Annotated in this window: 5 protein-coding genes and 1 riboswitch; of the genes, 1 reads left to right on the plus strand and 4 read right to left on the minus strand. The window is 73.6% G+C overall.

Annotated elements, in window-relative coordinates; all coding sequences use genetic code 11:
• Positions 1-6 precede the first annotated feature (6 nt).
• The 4 genes from ACIQI8_RS36790 to ACIQI8_RS36805 all read right to left on the minus strand — a co-directional run bounded on the left by ACIQI8_RS36790 (position 7) and on the right by ACIQI8_RS36805 (position 15,424).
• Positions 7-9,348 (minus strand): type I polyketide synthase, encoded by a 9,342-nt coding sequence (locus ACIQI8_RS36790; RefSeq protein ID WP_402360676.1) that lies wholly within the window; start codon positions 9,346-9,348, stop codon positions 7-9.
• Between the two features lie 94 nt (positions 9,349-9,442).
• Positions 9,443-12,154, minus strand: coding sequence for an AAA family ATPase (locus ACIQI8_RS36795; RefSeq protein ID WP_402360679.1), 2,712 nt, complete (start codon positions 12,152-12,154; stop codon positions 9,443-9,445).
• A 475-nt stretch (positions 12,155-12,629) separates the two neighbouring features.
• Entirely contained in the window at positions 12,630-14,135 is a 1,506-nt protein-coding gene (locus ACIQI8_RS36800; protein WP_402360682.1) for an MFS transporter, read from the minus strand.
• An 11-nt stretch (positions 14,136-14,146) separates the two neighbouring features.
• Positions 14,147-15,424 carry a sulfite oxidase gene (locus ACIQI8_RS36805; protein ID WP_402360685.1) on the minus strand — a complete coding sequence of 426 codons (1,278 nt, stop codon included), beginning with the start codon at positions 15,422-15,424 and terminating at the stop codon, positions 14,147-14,149.
• A 342-nt stretch (positions 15,425-15,766) separates the two neighbouring features.
• Positions 15,767-15,880, plus strand: a riboswitch (SAM riboswitch).
• Between the two features lie 18 nt (positions 15,881-15,898).
• Between ACIQI8_RS36805 and ACIQI8_RS36810 the strand changes: the two genes are divergently transcribed.
• Positions 15,899-16,009, plus strand: coding sequence for a putative leader peptide (locus tag ACIQI8_RS36810; RefSeq protein ID WP_402360688.1), 111 nt, complete (start codon positions 15,899-15,901; stop codon positions 16,007-16,009).
• The last annotated feature ends 11 nt before the right edge of the window (positions 16,010-16,020 follow it).

The following is a 16,020-nucleotide window of genomic DNA, read 5'->3' on the forward strand; positions in this document are numbered from 1 at the left end:
CCTCTCCTACGAAATGCCGAGCTGGCTGTCGATGAGGTCGAAGATCTCGTCGTCGCCGGCGGCCGTGAGCAGGGCCTCGACGTCGACAGGGGGCGCGGGCGCCGTCGGTTCGGGTTCCGGCGCGGGCGGCGCCTGGGGGGCGAGGAGCGTGTCGAGGTGGGCGGCCAGGGCGGTCGGGGTGGGGTGGTCCAGGACGACGGTGCTCGGGAGGCGCAGACCGGTGGCCGTGCCGAGCCGGTTGCGGAGTTCGATGACACCGAGCGAGTCGAACCCGCTCTCCATGAACCCGATCCCTGGGCGTACGGCGGTGGCGTCGGCGTGCCCCAGGACGGCCGCGGCGGTGCTCCGCACGAGGGTCAACAGCCTGCGTCCGCAGTCGACTTCGGACGCACCCTCCAGTTCGCTGCGCAGCGCACGGGACGGGTCGGTGGACGTGCTGCTCGGTCGTACGGCGGGCCGGGCCCTCGCCGCGAGATCGCGCAGCACGCCGGACCGCCGGCCGTCCTCGGACCGGCTGGGGTCGATCTCGGCGGCGACCACCACCGTGTACGGGGTGTCGAGCGCGGTGTCGAACAGCGTGAGCGCGGTGTCGTTCGTCATCGGTGCCAGGCCGGTGCGGGCGAGCCGGTCCGTCTCGGCGGAACCGAGTCCGGCCGCCATACCGCCCGCCTCCGCCCAGTGGCCCCACGCCAGCGACACAGCCGGCAGGCCCCGCACCCGGCGGTACTGCGCGAGGGCGTCCAACTGGGCGTTGGCGGACGCGTAGTTGCTCTGCCCCGCGTTGCCGAGGACACCGACCGCCGAGGAGAACAGCACGAACGCCGAGAGGTCCAGGTGCGCGGTGGCCCGGTGCAGATGCCACGCGCCGTCCGTCTTGGGACGGGCGACGGCGGCGAGCCGTTGCGGGGTGAGGGAGGTCAGGACGGTGTCGTCCAGGACGCCCGCCGTGTGCACAACGCCGGTCAGCGGATGGGCGGTCGGGATGCCGGAGATCAGCGCGTCGACCGCGTCCGCGTCACCCACGTCACAGGCGACGACCGTGACCTCGGCGCCCAACTCAGCCAGCTGGTCGCGGAGTTCGGCGGCGCCCGGCGCGGCCGGTCCTTGCCGCCCGGTGAGCAGCAGGTGCCGTACGCCGTGCCGCGTGACCAGACGCCGGGCGACGAGCGCGCCGAGGGTGCCTGTGCCGCCGGTGATCAGGACGGTGCCTGCCGGGTCCAGGGGTGGCGGGGGCGAGGTGAGGACGAGTTTGCCGGTGTGCCGTGCCTGCCCGAGCCGGCGCAGCGCGTGCGGGGCCTGCCGGACGTCCTGGGCCAGGAACGGCAGCGGTTCCAGGGCCTCTTCGGCGAACAGCCGGAACAACTCGGCGAGGATCTCCCCGATCCGGTCCGGCGCTACGTCGAAGAGGTCGAAGTCGAGGTAGGCGGCACCGTCGTACTCCGCGGCCACGGCCGCGGCGTCCCGCCAGTCGGTCTTGCCCATCTCCACGAACCGGCCCTCGGGCGCGAGCAGTCGCAGCGAGGCATCGGTGAACTCGCGGGCCAGGGAGTTCAGTACGACCTCCACGCCCCGCCCGCTCGGTGTGCCGCGCCGGAAGGCGTCCTCGAAGTCGAGCGAGCGGCTGGAGGCGATGTGGTCGTCGGGCAGCCCGAGGCCGCGCAGGATGTCCCACTTGGCGGGGTGCGCGGTGGCGTACACCTCGGCGCCCCGGTGCCGGGCCAGTTGGACGGCCGCCTGGCCGACACCACCGGCCGCGGAGTGGATCAACACTCTGTCGCCCTGCTGGAGTTCGGCGAGGTCGAAGAGTCCGTGGTAGGCGGTGAGGAACACCACCGGCACACCGGCCGCACGGGCGAAGTTCCAGCCGTCCGGGATGCGCACGAGGAGCCGGTGATCGGTGACGGCGACCGGCCCCAGAGTGCCCTGCACCAGTCCGGTCACCCGGTCGCCAGGAGCGAACCCGGTAACACCGGGTCCGGTCTCCAGGACCACGCCCGCGCCCTCGGCTCCGATGCGGGCCTCGCCGGGGTACACGCCGAGCGCGATGAGCACGTCGCGGAAGTTCAGGCCGGTGGCCCGCAGCGCGATCCTGACCTGCCCGGGTCCGAGCGGGGCCGCCGCCTCGGGAGCGGGCAGCAGCGCGAGTCCGTCGAGGCTGCCCCGCGGCTCGGCGTCCAGCCGCCACGCGCCGGCCACGTCCGACGGCGGGACGAGCAGGTCGGGGTCGGCGGCGCGGGTCAGCCGCGGAACCAGCAGGTCCGTTCCCCGTACGGCGATCTGCTCCTCGCCCGCGGCGAGCAGCGCCGCCAGTTCGGCGAACGGGATGCCGGTCGCCGGGTCGGCCACGAGGTCGATCAGGGCGAACCGGCCGGGGTGCTCGGCCTGCGCGGAGCGCACCAGCCCCCAGACCGCCGCGGTGGGCGGATCGGGAACGTCCTCTCCGGGGTGGGTGGAGACCGCGTCCCGTGTCACCAGCGCGAGCCGGGAGTCCTCGGTGTCCGGGAGGGCGAGCCACCGCTGGAGCAGGTCGAGGACGCCGGTGGCATCCGGGGCGACGGCCAGGGTCAGCGGTCCGAGGGGCCGGGGCAGGGCGGCCGGATCGGTGTGGACCTCGACAGGCGGCCCGCCGGCCTCGGCCAGGACGGCCCGCAGCGGGTCGTCCTGGGCGCCGAGCAGGGCCCAGCCGGTGGGTGCCACGCTGCCGTCGGCCCCTGCGGGCAGGGGCGCCGATCCGACGGCGGACAGGTTCGCCGATGCGGCCGCATCCGCCGGGATCCACTCCAGCCGGTATCCGGTGGCACTGTCCTGTCGGGGCGCGGCCCGCAAGGTCAGTGCGGCCACCTCGGCGACCGACTCGCCCGAGCCATCGGCAAGTCGCAAGGCCACCGTGTCGACGCCGGTGGGCCGGAGTCGTACGCGCAGGGCCGACGCTCCGGGCCGGTGCAGAGTGACGCCCTCCCAGGCGAACGGCAGTCGCAGCCTCGCGGATCCGGGGATCAGGGCGACCGCGGCATGCAGCGCGGCGTCGAGCAGGGCAGGGTGCAGGGCGTGTCCGGTGGGCGTCTCGGGGGCTGGGCCGACCTCGGCGTACACCTCCTCGCCGAGCCGCCAGGCCGCCGTCAGGAGACGGAACGCCGGGCCGTAGTGGTAGCCGTCGTCCGCGAGACGGTCGTAGACGTCCGTCAGGTCGACCGGTTCGGCACCCGCCGGTGGCCAGACGCCGTCCGTCACCGCGCCCGGGTCCACGGCCTGGGCGGTGAAGCCGGTGGCGTGACGGGGCCAGGGAGCGCCGGTGTCCTCCGCGCGGGAGTGCACGGCCAGGGCACGGCGGCCGGAGTCGTCGGCCGTGCCCACGGAGAGCTGGAGCCGGACCGCCTTGTCGGCGGGCAGTTCGAGCGGCGCCTCCAGGGTCAGCTCCTCGACCCGGCCGCCACCGGCGTGCAGGGCGAGGTCAATGAAGGCCGCGCCGGGCAGGACGACCCGGCCCGCGATGGTGTGGTCGGCGAGCCAGGGATGGGTGCGCAGTGCGATCCGTCCGGTGAACAACGTGCCCGCGCCGTCGGGGAGTTCGAGGCTCGCGCCCAGCAGGGGGTGCTCGGCGGGGTCGAGCCCGGCCGCGGCCGTGGCGGTACCGGAGGGCACGTCCAGCCAGTGCCGCCTGCGCTGGAAGGGGTAGGTGGGCAGGTCGACGGCGCGCACGGCGTGCCGGTCGAACGCGGCGCGCCAGTCGACGGTGGTGCCGTGGACGTGCAGCCGGGCCAGCGCCTCGGTGAAGGTCCGCGTCTCCGCACGGCCCGCTCGCAGTGCGGCCACCGCGGTGAGTTCGCCGTCGGGACCCCCTTCGACGAGGGACTCGGCGAGGGAGGTGAGGACGGCGTCCGGGCCCAGTTCGAGGAAGGCGGTCACCCCGAGGTCGCGCAGCGCGCCGAGCCCGTCGTGGAAGCGGACGGCCTCACGGATGTGCCGCACCCAGTAGTCGGGGTCGGTCAACTCCCCCGCTGCCACGGGCCGTCCGGTGAGGTTGGAGACCACGGGCACGACCGGCTCGGCGAGTTCGACACTCGCCGCGACCGCGCGGAAGTCCGTCAGGGCCGCGTCCATGTGCGGTGAGTGGAAGGCATGACTGACCGTCAGCAGCTTGGTTCTGCGGCCCCTTTCACGCCAGACGGCGGCGATCCGGTGTACGTCGTCCGCATCGCCGGACACCACCACGGAGGCGGGGCCGTTGACCGCGGCGATGCTCACCCGGCCGTCGGCGCCGACGATCAGCGGGGCCACTTCGGCTTCCGTGGCCTGGAGCGCGGCCATCGCCCCGCCCTCGGGGAGTGCCTGCATCAGGCGCCCGCGAGCGGCCACCAGGCGGACCGCGTCCGGCAGCGAGAGGACCCCCGCGAGGTGGGCTGCGGTGAGTTCCCCGATCGAGTGACCGATGAACGCGTCGGCGCGTACGCCGAACGACTCCGCGAGCCGGTACAGGGCGACACCGAGGGCGAACAGGGCCGGCTGGGTGTAGGCGGTGGTGTCGAGCAACTCCGCGTGCGCGCTGCCCGGTTCGGCGAACAGCACGTCGAGCAGCGGGGTGTCGAGTTCCGCGTCGAAGAGTGCCGCCGTCTCGTCGAGGGCCGCGGTGAAGACGGGGTGGGTCTCGTACAACGTCCGTCCCGCCCCGGGGCGTTGGCTGCCCTGCCCGGAGAACAGCACCGCCGTACGGACGTCGCGGCCGGCGGCCGGGCCGTGCACCAGTCCGGGCGCGTCCGTGCCGTCGGCCAGGGCTCGCAGCGCGGCGGTCCGCGATGCGCGGGTGTCACCGAGGATCACCGCGCGGTGGTCGTGCAGCGCACGGGTGGCGGCCAGCGACCACCCGATGTCGGCGTCGCGCCCGTCGAGTGCCTCCAGGCGGGTGAGGAGGCGAGCCGCCTGGGCACGGAGGGCATCGGTGTCGCGGGCGGAGAGGACCCACGGTCCGGAGCCGGTGGCGGACGCCACGACGGTGTCGTCCGTCTCGGCAGGCGGCGCTGATTCGAGGATCAGGTGGGCGTTGGTGCCGCTGATGCCGAACGAGGACACGCCCGCCCGGCGCGGCCGGCCCTCCACGGCGTCCGGCCAGGGAGTGGTGGCGGTCAGGAGGGAGACCGTGCCGGCCGACCAGTCGACGTGCGGGGTGGGCCGGTCCACGTGCAGGGTGCCGGGCAACTCGCCGCGCTGCAGGGCCTGTACGAGCTTGATGACGCCGGTGACACCGGCGGCGGCCTGGGTGTGTCCGATGTTGGACTTCGCCGAACCGACGAGCAGGGGCTGCCCCGCGTCCCGGTCCTGTCCGTACACGGCGATCAGGGCCTGCGCCTCGATCGGGTCGCCGAGCGCGGTGCCGGTGCCGTGTGCCTCGACGGCGTCCACGTCGCCGGGGCGCAGCCCGGCGGAGGCCAGGGCCTGGCGGATCACGCGTTCCTGGGAAGGGCCGTTGGGCGCGGTCAGTCCGTTGGAGGCGCCGTCCTGGTTGACGGCGGAGCCGCGCAGCAGGGCGAGCACCCGGTGGCCGTGGCGGCGCGCGTCGGAGAGCCGCTCCAGCAGGACCAGTCCGACCCCCTCGGCCCAGGCGGTGCCGTCGGCCGCCGCCGCGAACGGCTTGCACCGCCCGTCCGGCGCCAGCCCTCGCTGCCGGCTGAACTCGGTGAACATGCCAGGACCCGACATGACGGTGACACCACCGGCGAGGGCGAGGTCCGATTCCCCGGACCGCAGTGACTGCGCCGCCAGATGCAGAGCGACCAGGGACGAGGAGCAGGCGGTGTCCACGGTGATGGCCGGGCCCTCAAGACCCAGCGCGTAGGCGAGGCGGCCGGACGCGACGCTGGTGAGGCTTCCGGTGAGCGCGTGCCCCTGATAGCCCTCCGGGGTCTCGTGCAGGCGCGGGCCGTAGTCCTGCGGCATGACACCGACGAACACGCCGGTACGCGTGCCGCGCACGGTCGCGGGGACGATCCCCGCGCGCTCCAGCAGCTCCCAGGAGGACTCCAGCAGCAGCCGCTGCTGCGGGTCCATGGCCGCCGACTCGCGCGGCCCGAGCCCGAAGAACGCCCCGTCGAACCGGTCCGCGTCGTGCAGGAAACCGCCCTGCCGGGTGTACGAGGTCCCGTGCCGGAGCCCGTCCGGGTCGTAGAGGGCGTCCAGGTCCCAGCCCCGGTTGTCCGGGAAGTCGCCGACGGCGTCCCGTCCGTCCCGCAGCAGGTCCCACAGTTCCTCGGGGGTGTGCGCACCGCCGGGCCAGCGGCCGGCGAGGGAGACGATCGCGATCGGATCGTCGTCGGCGCCCCGGGCCGGTTCCGGTCCGCCCTCCACGGCGGCCTCGCCCGGCCCCTCCAGCAGGCTCCTTACGTGGTCGGCGACCGCGCGGGCGGTGGGGCGGTCGTAGGTGAGCGTGGACGGCAGGTCGAGGCCGGTGGCCGCGGCGAGGCGGTCGCGGAACTCGACGGCGGAGACGGAGTCGAAGCCCAACTCCCGGAAGGTGAGATCGGGATCGACGGCTTCCGGGGACGACTGCCCGAGGACGAGGGCCGCGCCCGAGCGGACGATCCGCAGCAGGTCCGCGGCCACGGGAGGCGTCGGCTGGAGGTCCACCGGCTCAACCACCTGATGCAGGGGCGCCGTTGACAGCCCACCGGTCGCCGGGAGCGATTGGGCGGGCGTCCACGTCGGGGCCTCGGGGCCCGGCAGCGCGTCCAGCCAGACCCTGCGACGCTGGAAGGCGTACGTGGGCAACGGCACCCGGCGGGCTTCGGTGCCGTACACCTCGGGCCAGTTCAACTCGCCGCCCCGGACGTGCAGTTCGGCGAGTGAGGTGAGGAAGCGGCGCGTTCCGCCGTCGTCGCGGCGCAGGGTGCCAGTGACGGCCGTACCCGGCAGGTCGGCGAGACCGACGGTCAGTACGGGGTGCGGGCTGATCTCCACGAAGGCCCGGTGGCCCGCCGCGTGCGCGGCCTCCACGGTCTGCCGGAAGCGGACGGTGGAGCGGAGGTTGCGGTACCAGTAGGCGGGGTCGAGCGCGGTGCCGTCGAGGAGGCCGCCGGTGACGGTCGAGTAGAAGGCGATCCGCGCCGGTCGCGGCCGGATCGGGGCGAGCAGGGCGGGCAGGCTGTCGCGCAGCGGCTCGACCTGGGGCGAGTGGGAGGCGTAGTCGACCGGTACGACCTTGGCCCGGATCCCGTCCGCCGCGTACCCGGCGACGAGGGACTCCACGGCCGCGCGGTCGCCCGAGACCACAGTCGTGGACGGGCCGTTGACGGCGGCCACGCTCAACGCGCTGCCGAAGCCTTCGAGTCGGCCGCGCACGTCGGCCTCCGGCAGGGGCACGGAGGCCATCCCGCCACCGGCACCCGACACGGGCAGTTCCGTGATGGCCCGGGAGCGCAGGGCGACCAGCGCGGCGGCGTCCTCCAGGGTCAGCGCTCCGGCCACGTGGGCCGCGGCGATCTCTCCCTGCGAGTGCCCGATCACCGCGTCCGGGCGCACTCCTCGGGCCTGCCAGAGGGCGGCCAGGGACACCATCACGGCGAACAGGGCGGGCTGGACCACGTCGGCGCACTCCAGCGACGGGGCGTCCGGTGTGCCGCGCAGCAGGTCGTGCAGGGACCAGTCGGTGTGCGGTGCGAGGGCCGAAGCGACCGCGTCGATGGAGGCGGCGAAGTCCGGTTCGGTGTCGAGCAGTTCGCGTGCCATGGCGGGCCACTGGGAGCCCTGGCCCGGGAAGACGAACACCGTGCCGCCCTGCTCGCCCGCCCGTCCGGTGACCAGACCGGCGGACTGCTCTCCGGCCTCCAACGCGGCGAGTCCGGCGAGCAGTTCGTCGCGGTCGCCACCCGTTACGGCGGCCCGGTGGGCGAAGGTGGTCCGGGTGGTGGCGAGCGTGTGGCCGATGTCGTGCGGGGTGAGGTCCGGCCGCTGGGCGACATGGGCGCGCAGGCGTGCGGCCTGGGCTCGCAGGGCCTGCGGGGTGTGCCCGGACAGGGGCCACAGCCACGGGCCCGCGCGGTGGGTGCCGGTGTCGTGGCGTGCCGGGGCCTGGCCGACCACGACGTGGGCGTTGGTGCCGCCCACTCCGAACGAGCTGACGCCGGCGAGCAGTTGACGCTCGGGGTGGGGCCAGGGGCCGCGCTCGGTGCGTACCCGCAGCCGGAGGTCGTCGAAGGGGATGTCCGGGTTCGGGGTGACGAAGTTGAGGCCGGCCGGAAGACGGCCGTGGCGGACGCTGAGCACGGTCTTGAGCAGACCGACGATACCGGCGGCCCCTTCCAGGTGCCCGACGTTGGTCTTCGCCGAGCCGACGAGCAGCGGGTTGTCGGGGGTCCGGTCGGCGGCGAAGACCTCGCCGAGCGCGGCGGCCTCGATCGGGTCGCCGACGCGGGTTCCGGTGCCGTGCAGTTCGACGTACTGCACATCGGCGCCGTCGACCCCGGACCGTTTCAGCGCGGCGCGGATCACCTCCGCCTGGGTGGCGGCACCGGGCACGGTCAGTCCCGGCGTCGCGCCGTCGCTCCCGACCGCGCTGCCCAGCAGGACGGCGTGCACCGGGTCGCCGTCGGCCAGGGCGCGAGTGAGCGGCTTGAGGACGAGCAGGACGGCACCCTCGCCGCGCGCGTAGCCGTTGGCCCGGGCGTCGAAGGTGAAGCAGGTGTTGTCGGGGGAGAGCGCGCCGAAGCGGTCCACGACGAGGGTGCTGTCCGGGGCGAGGTTGAGGTTGACCCCGGCGGCCAGCGCCACCTCGGACTCACCGGTGCGCAGGCTCTCCAGGGCCAGGTGGACGGCGACCAGTGACGAGGACTGGGCGGAGTCCACAGAAAGGCTCGGGCCGCGCAGGTCGAGGGCGTAGGAGACCCGGTTGGCGATGACGCCACGGTTCAGGCCGGTCAGGGTGTGCCGGCCGACCGCTTCGGGGCCGTGCCGGTGGACCAGTCCCGCGTAGTCGGCGGCGATCGCTCCGACGAAGACACCGGTGCGGGACGCGGCCAGGCTGCCGGGGCGGATGCCCGCGTCCTCCAGGGCTTCCCAGGCGAGTTCCAGGACGAGGCGCTGCTGCGGGTCGGCCGCGGCGGCCTCGGCCGGGGATATCCCGAAGAATTCCGGGTCGAACAGGTCGACGTTCTCCAGGAATGCGCCGGGCCGGACGTCCGCCATATCCGCGGATTCACGGAAACGGCCGGGCGGGGGATTCCCGATCGCACTCGCGCCGTCGTCGAGAAGCCGCCAGAAAGCCTCCGGGTCGGGGGCGCCGGGGAGCCGGCAGGCGATCCCGACAACGGCCGTGGCTTCGTGCCCCAATGCGGCCGTTGCTTCGTTCTCCGGTGCAGACATGCTGATCAGCATGGTGTCCGCCGGCCCGCGAACGACCCCTAGCGGCCCCCTGCCGACCCCCTACCGGCAACCCCCTACGGGCCGTGAGCGCCGGTCAACCCGCCATCCCCCTGCGGAGTTCCAGCAAATTGGAGAGTTCCATTCTGCGGCGTACCCCGAGTTTCCGGTAGACCCTCGTCAAATGCTGTTCCACCGTGCTGACCGTGATGAAGAGCTTCTGTCCGATCTCCCGGTTGGTCAGGCCGCATGCCGCGAGTTCGGCGACCCTCCTTTCGGCTTCGCTGAGTTCGTCGTCACCGGGCTCCGCCGGAGCGGTGCCCGACACGCGGGACAGATGACGGGCCCGGCGCTCGGCGGTCCTCGCCTGGGCGGGGTCGCCGAGCGCTCCGTGGGCGGCGGACAGTTCGGCGAGCGCGGCGGACAGTTCGACCTGGTCGCCGGAGATCTCCAGGGCCTGTACCGCGCGTTCCAGCAGCGGGGTCCGCTCGGCCGACTCGGCGGCTGCCGCGCGGGTGCGCAGCGTCATCCCCAGGACGCGGGGCCGACCGGGACCGAGGCCCTTGAGCTGACGGTCCGTCAAAGCGCGGGCGGCTGCGGGCCGTCCGAGGGCCAGGTGGGCGCGGGCGGCACCGATGCGCCAGGGGACGAGGCCGGGCAGGTGGTCCAGGTCCCAGCGAGCCATGGTCTCTCCGCACTCCTGGTACTCGGCGAGGGCCGCCTCGGCGTCGCCGACCGCCAGCCGGTGTCCGGCCCTGGCGTACCGGTAGTGCAGTCCCGCGGGGGTGCGGAACATGGCGCCCGGTACGGGCATGGCCAGATAGCGGGCGGCGTCCTCGTGCCGGTCGAGCGCGGTCCGCGCGGCGATCATGGTGGACAGCGGGAAGCCCACGCCGACGCCCCAGCGGTCGGGATCGATCTGCTGGAACGCCGCCCGGGCGTACTCCTCGGCGGTGCGCACATCGCCCTGGCGCAGGGCGGCTTCGGCGGTCAGCGCCGCCAGCAGGGCGTCCTCGGTCGCGTCATGTCCGCGCCCTGGCCGGTTGGTGACGGCCGCGCACCACCGGGCGGCACGGTCCGACTGGTCGGCGTAGAGGAGCACGGTCAGGGCCGCCGTCAGGGAGCGGACCGGGGTCTCGCCGAGGCGGCTGTCGCGCAGGACGGACTCGGCCCGCGCCACGGCGTCCGGTGCGGGCAGTCCGCCGAGCAGCGCTGTCAGTACGCGCATGCCGTCCGGTGGCGTCGTGCGCGCGCCGTCGGGGCGGTCGCGCTCGGCGTCCGCCCCGGCGCCGGTCCTCGGGAGCAGCGCCGGATACCAGTAGTCGACCCAGTCGCGCAGTCGCGAACGGGCACCTGGGTCCGCCGGATGCTCGGCCTCGTAGCGGTGCAGGGCGGTGATCCCCTCGTCCACCTGCCCGTGCCAGAACAGATGACGCAGCCTGGTGCGCTGCCGTCGGGGGGAAGGAGCGGCGACACCCGGATCGGCCTCGGGAAGCCAGGGCACGCACTGGATGACGACCTCCTGGGGCCGGTCGGCCTCCGGAGCGACCGGGGCCTCCACGGCTTCCGCGGGCTCCGCGGCCTGCGGGTCCTCCGTGAGGACAGGGGACGCGTCGGTGGCCGTCCATGGCGCGCGGACCTGTCCTTCGGCCGCGCGCACTTGTTCGGCGATGTGTCGCGCGGGTGCGCCTGAGGCGCGCAGCAGTTCGGCGGCGCGGCGGTGCAGCGCGGCCAACTCCGCGGGCCGCATCGCCGCCAGCAGGTCGCCCGCGCCGCTGGGGTGCCGGAAGTAGCCGCCGCGGAACAGGCCCGCGGCGTGCAGCAGATACAGGGCGCGGGGCGGCGAGTCGTTGGCCAGCAGGAGGAGTTCGGCGAGCAACGCGGGTTCGGCGGGCCGGCCCAGTGCGGCGACGCCGCGGGCCACGCGCAGCGCGAAGGAGTCGATGCGGTGCATGCAGTTCATGACCCCGCGTCGGTAGTTCTCCCCCACCACGAGGTCCGGGTGGACCGAACCGGCCTCCTGGTCGTCGATGACGGCCCTGACCAGGAGGGGGTTGCCACCGGTGAGGTCGTGCACCGTGCCGGCGTGGCGCCGGGCCGCCTCCTCCCCCAGCCGGGCGCTCATCAGCTCGGCGATCACCTCGCGGCTGAACAGACGCAGCCGGATGCGCTCGTGATGCGGCTGACTGGCCAGGTCGACGTCGAAGAAGGGCTCCGGCGGGGTCATGTTCTCCCGGGAGCAGAGCACCGTCAGAATCCGGGCGTTGCGGATGCGGCGGGCCAGATAGAGCAGGAACTCCAGCGACGGGATGTCCGCGTCCTGCCGGTCGTCGACGGCCAGCAGCAGGGGGGTGTCCCGGGCGAAGTCCAGCAGGAGCGTGCTCAGACCGTGCAGAGCCTCGGGGGTGGGGCGGACCCGCAGCCCGCCCTCGACGACATCGGGTGCGGACCAGTGCGGCGCCGGAGCGGGGGCCACCCCGTTCTCGATGAGCCGGGCCGCCTCGGAGACGATCTCCGGTGCCAGGTGCGGGCTCTGGAAGAGCTGACGGACGATCCCGAGCGGAAAGTCCCGCTCCAGTGGGGAACCGGCGGCCATCAGTACCTGAGCACCGTCCGATTCGGCGAACTCGCCGAAGGCGTCGAGGAGTTCGGTGCGCCCGGTGCCCACAGGGCCGTGCAGGGTGACCACGTTTCCCCGGCCGCCTCGGCAGAGTTCCCACGCGGCCTGAAGCCGGCCGATCTCATGCTGGCGTCCGGGTATCGAGAGGGACGGGACGGGGCGCATCTGCTGCGCGGAGGACATGAACATGCGCTCTCCTGGGGCACGGGCGCGTGACCGGGATGCGCGCCGGTGCGCTTCCCATCGTGCGAGGCCTGGAAGGGGGTGCTGAGCGCGTCGCGCTGAACGAACCGCGACGCATCCGAAGAGACGGCGCCGGACCGGGCTTGTCCGGGTCCGGTCACATCCTGGGCGTCACCGACAGAGGGAACTCGCCCGGCGGCGGAGGTCGATGTCCAACCTGGCCACCAGTCCCAGCTGAGCGGCACCGACGTGCACGCGCTGCATGACTGTCCCCATCCCCTGACCACTCCCACGAAAACGCGCCCCTCCTTCTCGGAAGGGCGCAGCCGGTCACCGTCCGGTGGCCGACAATCGTCGTGTTCGAAAGTCTACGAACACGCCTTTCCGCGCGTCAATGCGCGCCCGGCATACGGACATTGGCCGCTCGGCGCCCGCAGCTGCCGTCTCCGCCCCGGGGTTGGGGGTCGTGCCGGGCAACTGCTCATGTTCTTCCTGGCTCCTGTCGTTCCTGCGGGGTGCGGTCGTCGTGGTGTCGGCCCACTCGGGCACTGCGCACGGTCAGGAACGCGGACCTCGCCGACCGCGGTGCGGCGGCGGCCCCGCGCAGTCGCGACAGCACCAGCGCCACCGCGAGCAGGCCGGCACAGACGCAGGACGCCAGCGCGTACGCGGCCCGCGGACCGCCACCCGCGGACGAGCCGGAGGAGGAGTGCAGGTAGACCGCCGACACGGCGCTGAGGCAGACCGCCGCCGCGATGCGCTGGGCCATCTGCAGGATGCCGCCGCCCACCCCGGCGGCCTCGGCCGGCGCGTGCTGGAGGACCTGTGTCTGGTTGGGCGAGACGGCCAGCCCGCCGGCCGCGCCGGACAGCAGCTGCGTCACGGCGAGGAGGATCGGCAGCGCGGTGGACGGCGCGAGGAGCGCGGCCACCGCACCGGCCAGGGCGGCGCCGATGCCCAGCGCCAGGCCGACGTTCACCGTGCGCGGTCCGATGCGCCGCACCAGCCGCCACGCGAGTGCCGAGGAGACACCCATCGCGATGGCCGAGGGGAGCGAGACGGCCGCCGTGAGCAGGGCGGACAGCCCGAGCCCGTCCTGGAGGAAGACGGTGAGCACGAGGGACGCGGCGAGCGAGGAGCCGAACTGGGCCATGGCGACGGCCGTGCCCAGCAGATACGGCTTCGACGACGCGAGCGCCGGATGGACCAGCGGCACCCGGCCCCCGCGTATCCGTAGCCGCTGGTGCACGGCGAACACGCAGGCCAGGGCGGAGACTCCGGCCGCCCACAGCAGTGCCTGCCCTCCGTTGTCCGGGGTGCTGATGAACGGCACCATCAGCGTCAGCGTGCAGCCGCAGGCCAGGACGAGGCCGAGGAGGTCCAGCCGGGAGTCACGGGCGGTGCGCCGGGGCGGTGGCAGCAGGCGGACCGCGAGGATCAGGGTGACCACCGCGCACGGTGCGCTCAGCAGGAGGCAGTACCGCCAGCCCGCTGCGGAGCCGAGCCCGGCGACCAGCACGCCGCCGAGCGGCGGACCGAGTGCCGCGGCGACACCGCCCGTCACCGCGTACAGCCCGAGCGCCCGGCCGCGGTCGAGTCCGTGGAACACGTCCTGGATGGTGCCGATCACCTGGGAGTTGACGAGTCCCGCGGCGGCACCCTGTACCAACCGGGCGCCGATCACGGTCCCCGGCCCGCTACCGGTCGCGGCCGCCACCCCCGCCAGGAGGAAGACGGCCATACCTGCGATGAAGAGCCGTTTGCGCCCGTGCAGGTCGCCCAGGCTGCCTCCGGGTACGAGGGCCAGCCCGAAGGCCAGTGAGTAGCCGGCCACGATCCACTGGACGTCCGCCGCGCCGGCCCCGAGCGAGTGCCGCATGCTCGGGACGGCGATGTTCAGAACTGCCTGGTCCAGCAGGGTGGTTGCCCCTGCGGCCATGCACACCAGCAGGACGCGGCGGGTGGCGCGGTCTTCTCCCGGGAGCATTCAGACGTCCGTCACACCACGCTCACCGGATGCCGTACCACCGCGTCGAACAGGTACCCCTGCGTATTGGGCACCGCGACGTCCGGCTGCGTACGGCCGGCCGTGTCCGTGGCGCGGGCCAGCAGGTGGGTGGCACCGGGTGCCTCGGGCCGCCAGTTCAGGGACCAGCGGGTCCACGTGCCGGTACGGGGACGGTCGTTCAGGTGGGCGCGCCGCCAGCTCGCCCCGCCGTCGGTGCTGATGTCGACGCGGTCCACAGCACCCGCGCCCGACCACGAGCGCCCGTGCAGCACGTGCCGGCGGCCCGCCGCGAACGTGGCCCCGCTCGCCAACTCGAAGGCGCTCTTGATGGCCTGCCGGGTGAGCGGGGCACTGCCGCCCTCCGGGTAGGAGGGACCGAACAGTCGGTAGAACGTAATGTTCCAGGGCGAGAGGAGCGGCTGCGCGGACACCTCGATGTCGCCGACCCACTTGATCGACGCGATCCCCACCCAGGACGGCACCAGCACCCGCACCGGGTACCCGTGGTCGTACGGCAGTGGCTCGCCGTTCATCTCGTACGCGAGCAGCACGTCGTCCAGCGCCTTGGCCAGCGGCAGCGGACGGCGTACGCGGCCCAGGCTCTCGCCACCGCTGACGTACTCGGCGTCCAGGCCGCGCGGTTGCACGTCCACGGCGTTGCGGGACAGTCCGGCCCTGCGCAGTACGTCGGCCAGGCGCACCCCGCGCCAGCGCGCGACGCCGATCGCTCCCAGGGTCCACGCGGTGCCGGTGACCGTGTCGCCCTGCTGGGTCGTGTAGTAGGAGCGGCCGTTGCCGGCGCACTCGACGAACGCGGTACGGGTGACGGACGGCAGGGCGCGCAGATCGTCGTAGCCGAACTCCACCGGGCGGTCCTCGCCGGGAGCTCCCCGCAGTCCGCTCCCCCACAGCCGCAGCCGCCAGTCGTCGGCCTCAAGGACGGGGGTGGCGGTGTGGTTGCGCACGAAGAACAGGTCGTTGGGGGTGTGATGGCCGATTCCGCGCAACGCCTCCCAGCGGGTCTCGGCGTTGGTGCCGCGCTCGATGAACCACTCGGGCGGCAGGGGTTTGACGATGCCGGGAACGGCGGCGCGGGCGGGCCTGGTACCGCCGAGTGCGGTCCCGGCGGCGGTGGCGGCGAGCAGCGTGAGCAGTCGTCGGCGGCTGACCCCGTCGGCCCTGGCCTCACCGGCCAGCCACTGGTTCAACCTGCGGCGGTCGTAGTCGGTTTCGTGGCGGTGACCGGGCGGGGGAACGGGTGTCGGCATGGCGGTTCCTCGTCATGTCTGAGCGAAGAGTGCGGGCGGCACGGAGGATCGCGAGACGTGCCGGTGGATGCACAACCGGCTTGTCCTGCGCGGCTGTTGGCAGAGGTGCGAGAAGGTGCTCGATCAGCCGGTCGGTCGACACAGCGCGGCGGCCACGCGGACGAGGTCCACGGCGCGGCGACGGGTCAGCGACTGCGACAACGGCATGGCGGGATGCAAACACGCGGAGCGGAAGGTGTCAACGAGGCGTTGGCATCCGCCCGCACGGCAGCGCGGGGAGGGTGGTTGACGGGTGAAGCGCTCCATTGACGTATGACGACGTCGATCCGTATGATCACGAACGGCATCGAGTGTCAGCGTCAAGCCCTGGCTTGCTGACCGGCAACCCTCCGACGCGGTGGGGTGCTCCAGGTGAAAGCCCGGCAGGATCACCGACGATCTCTGCAAGCGCGGGACCCCTTGGCCGGGGCGGAGATGTGGAGGACGGTCGTGCGACACAGCAGTGACCTGAACGCCTTCTCCTGGCTCTCCCGTCGACGTCACATCGACCTTCAGCGCTTCGCCGGCTGTCTCTGTCGCAGCTGACCGTTTGTCCG

Source organism: Streptomyces sp. NPDC092369, from assembly GCF_044755245.1.
In the GTDB taxonomy this organism is placed as follows: domain Bacteria; phylum Actinomycetota; class Actinomycetes; order Streptomycetales; family Streptomycetaceae; genus Streptomyces.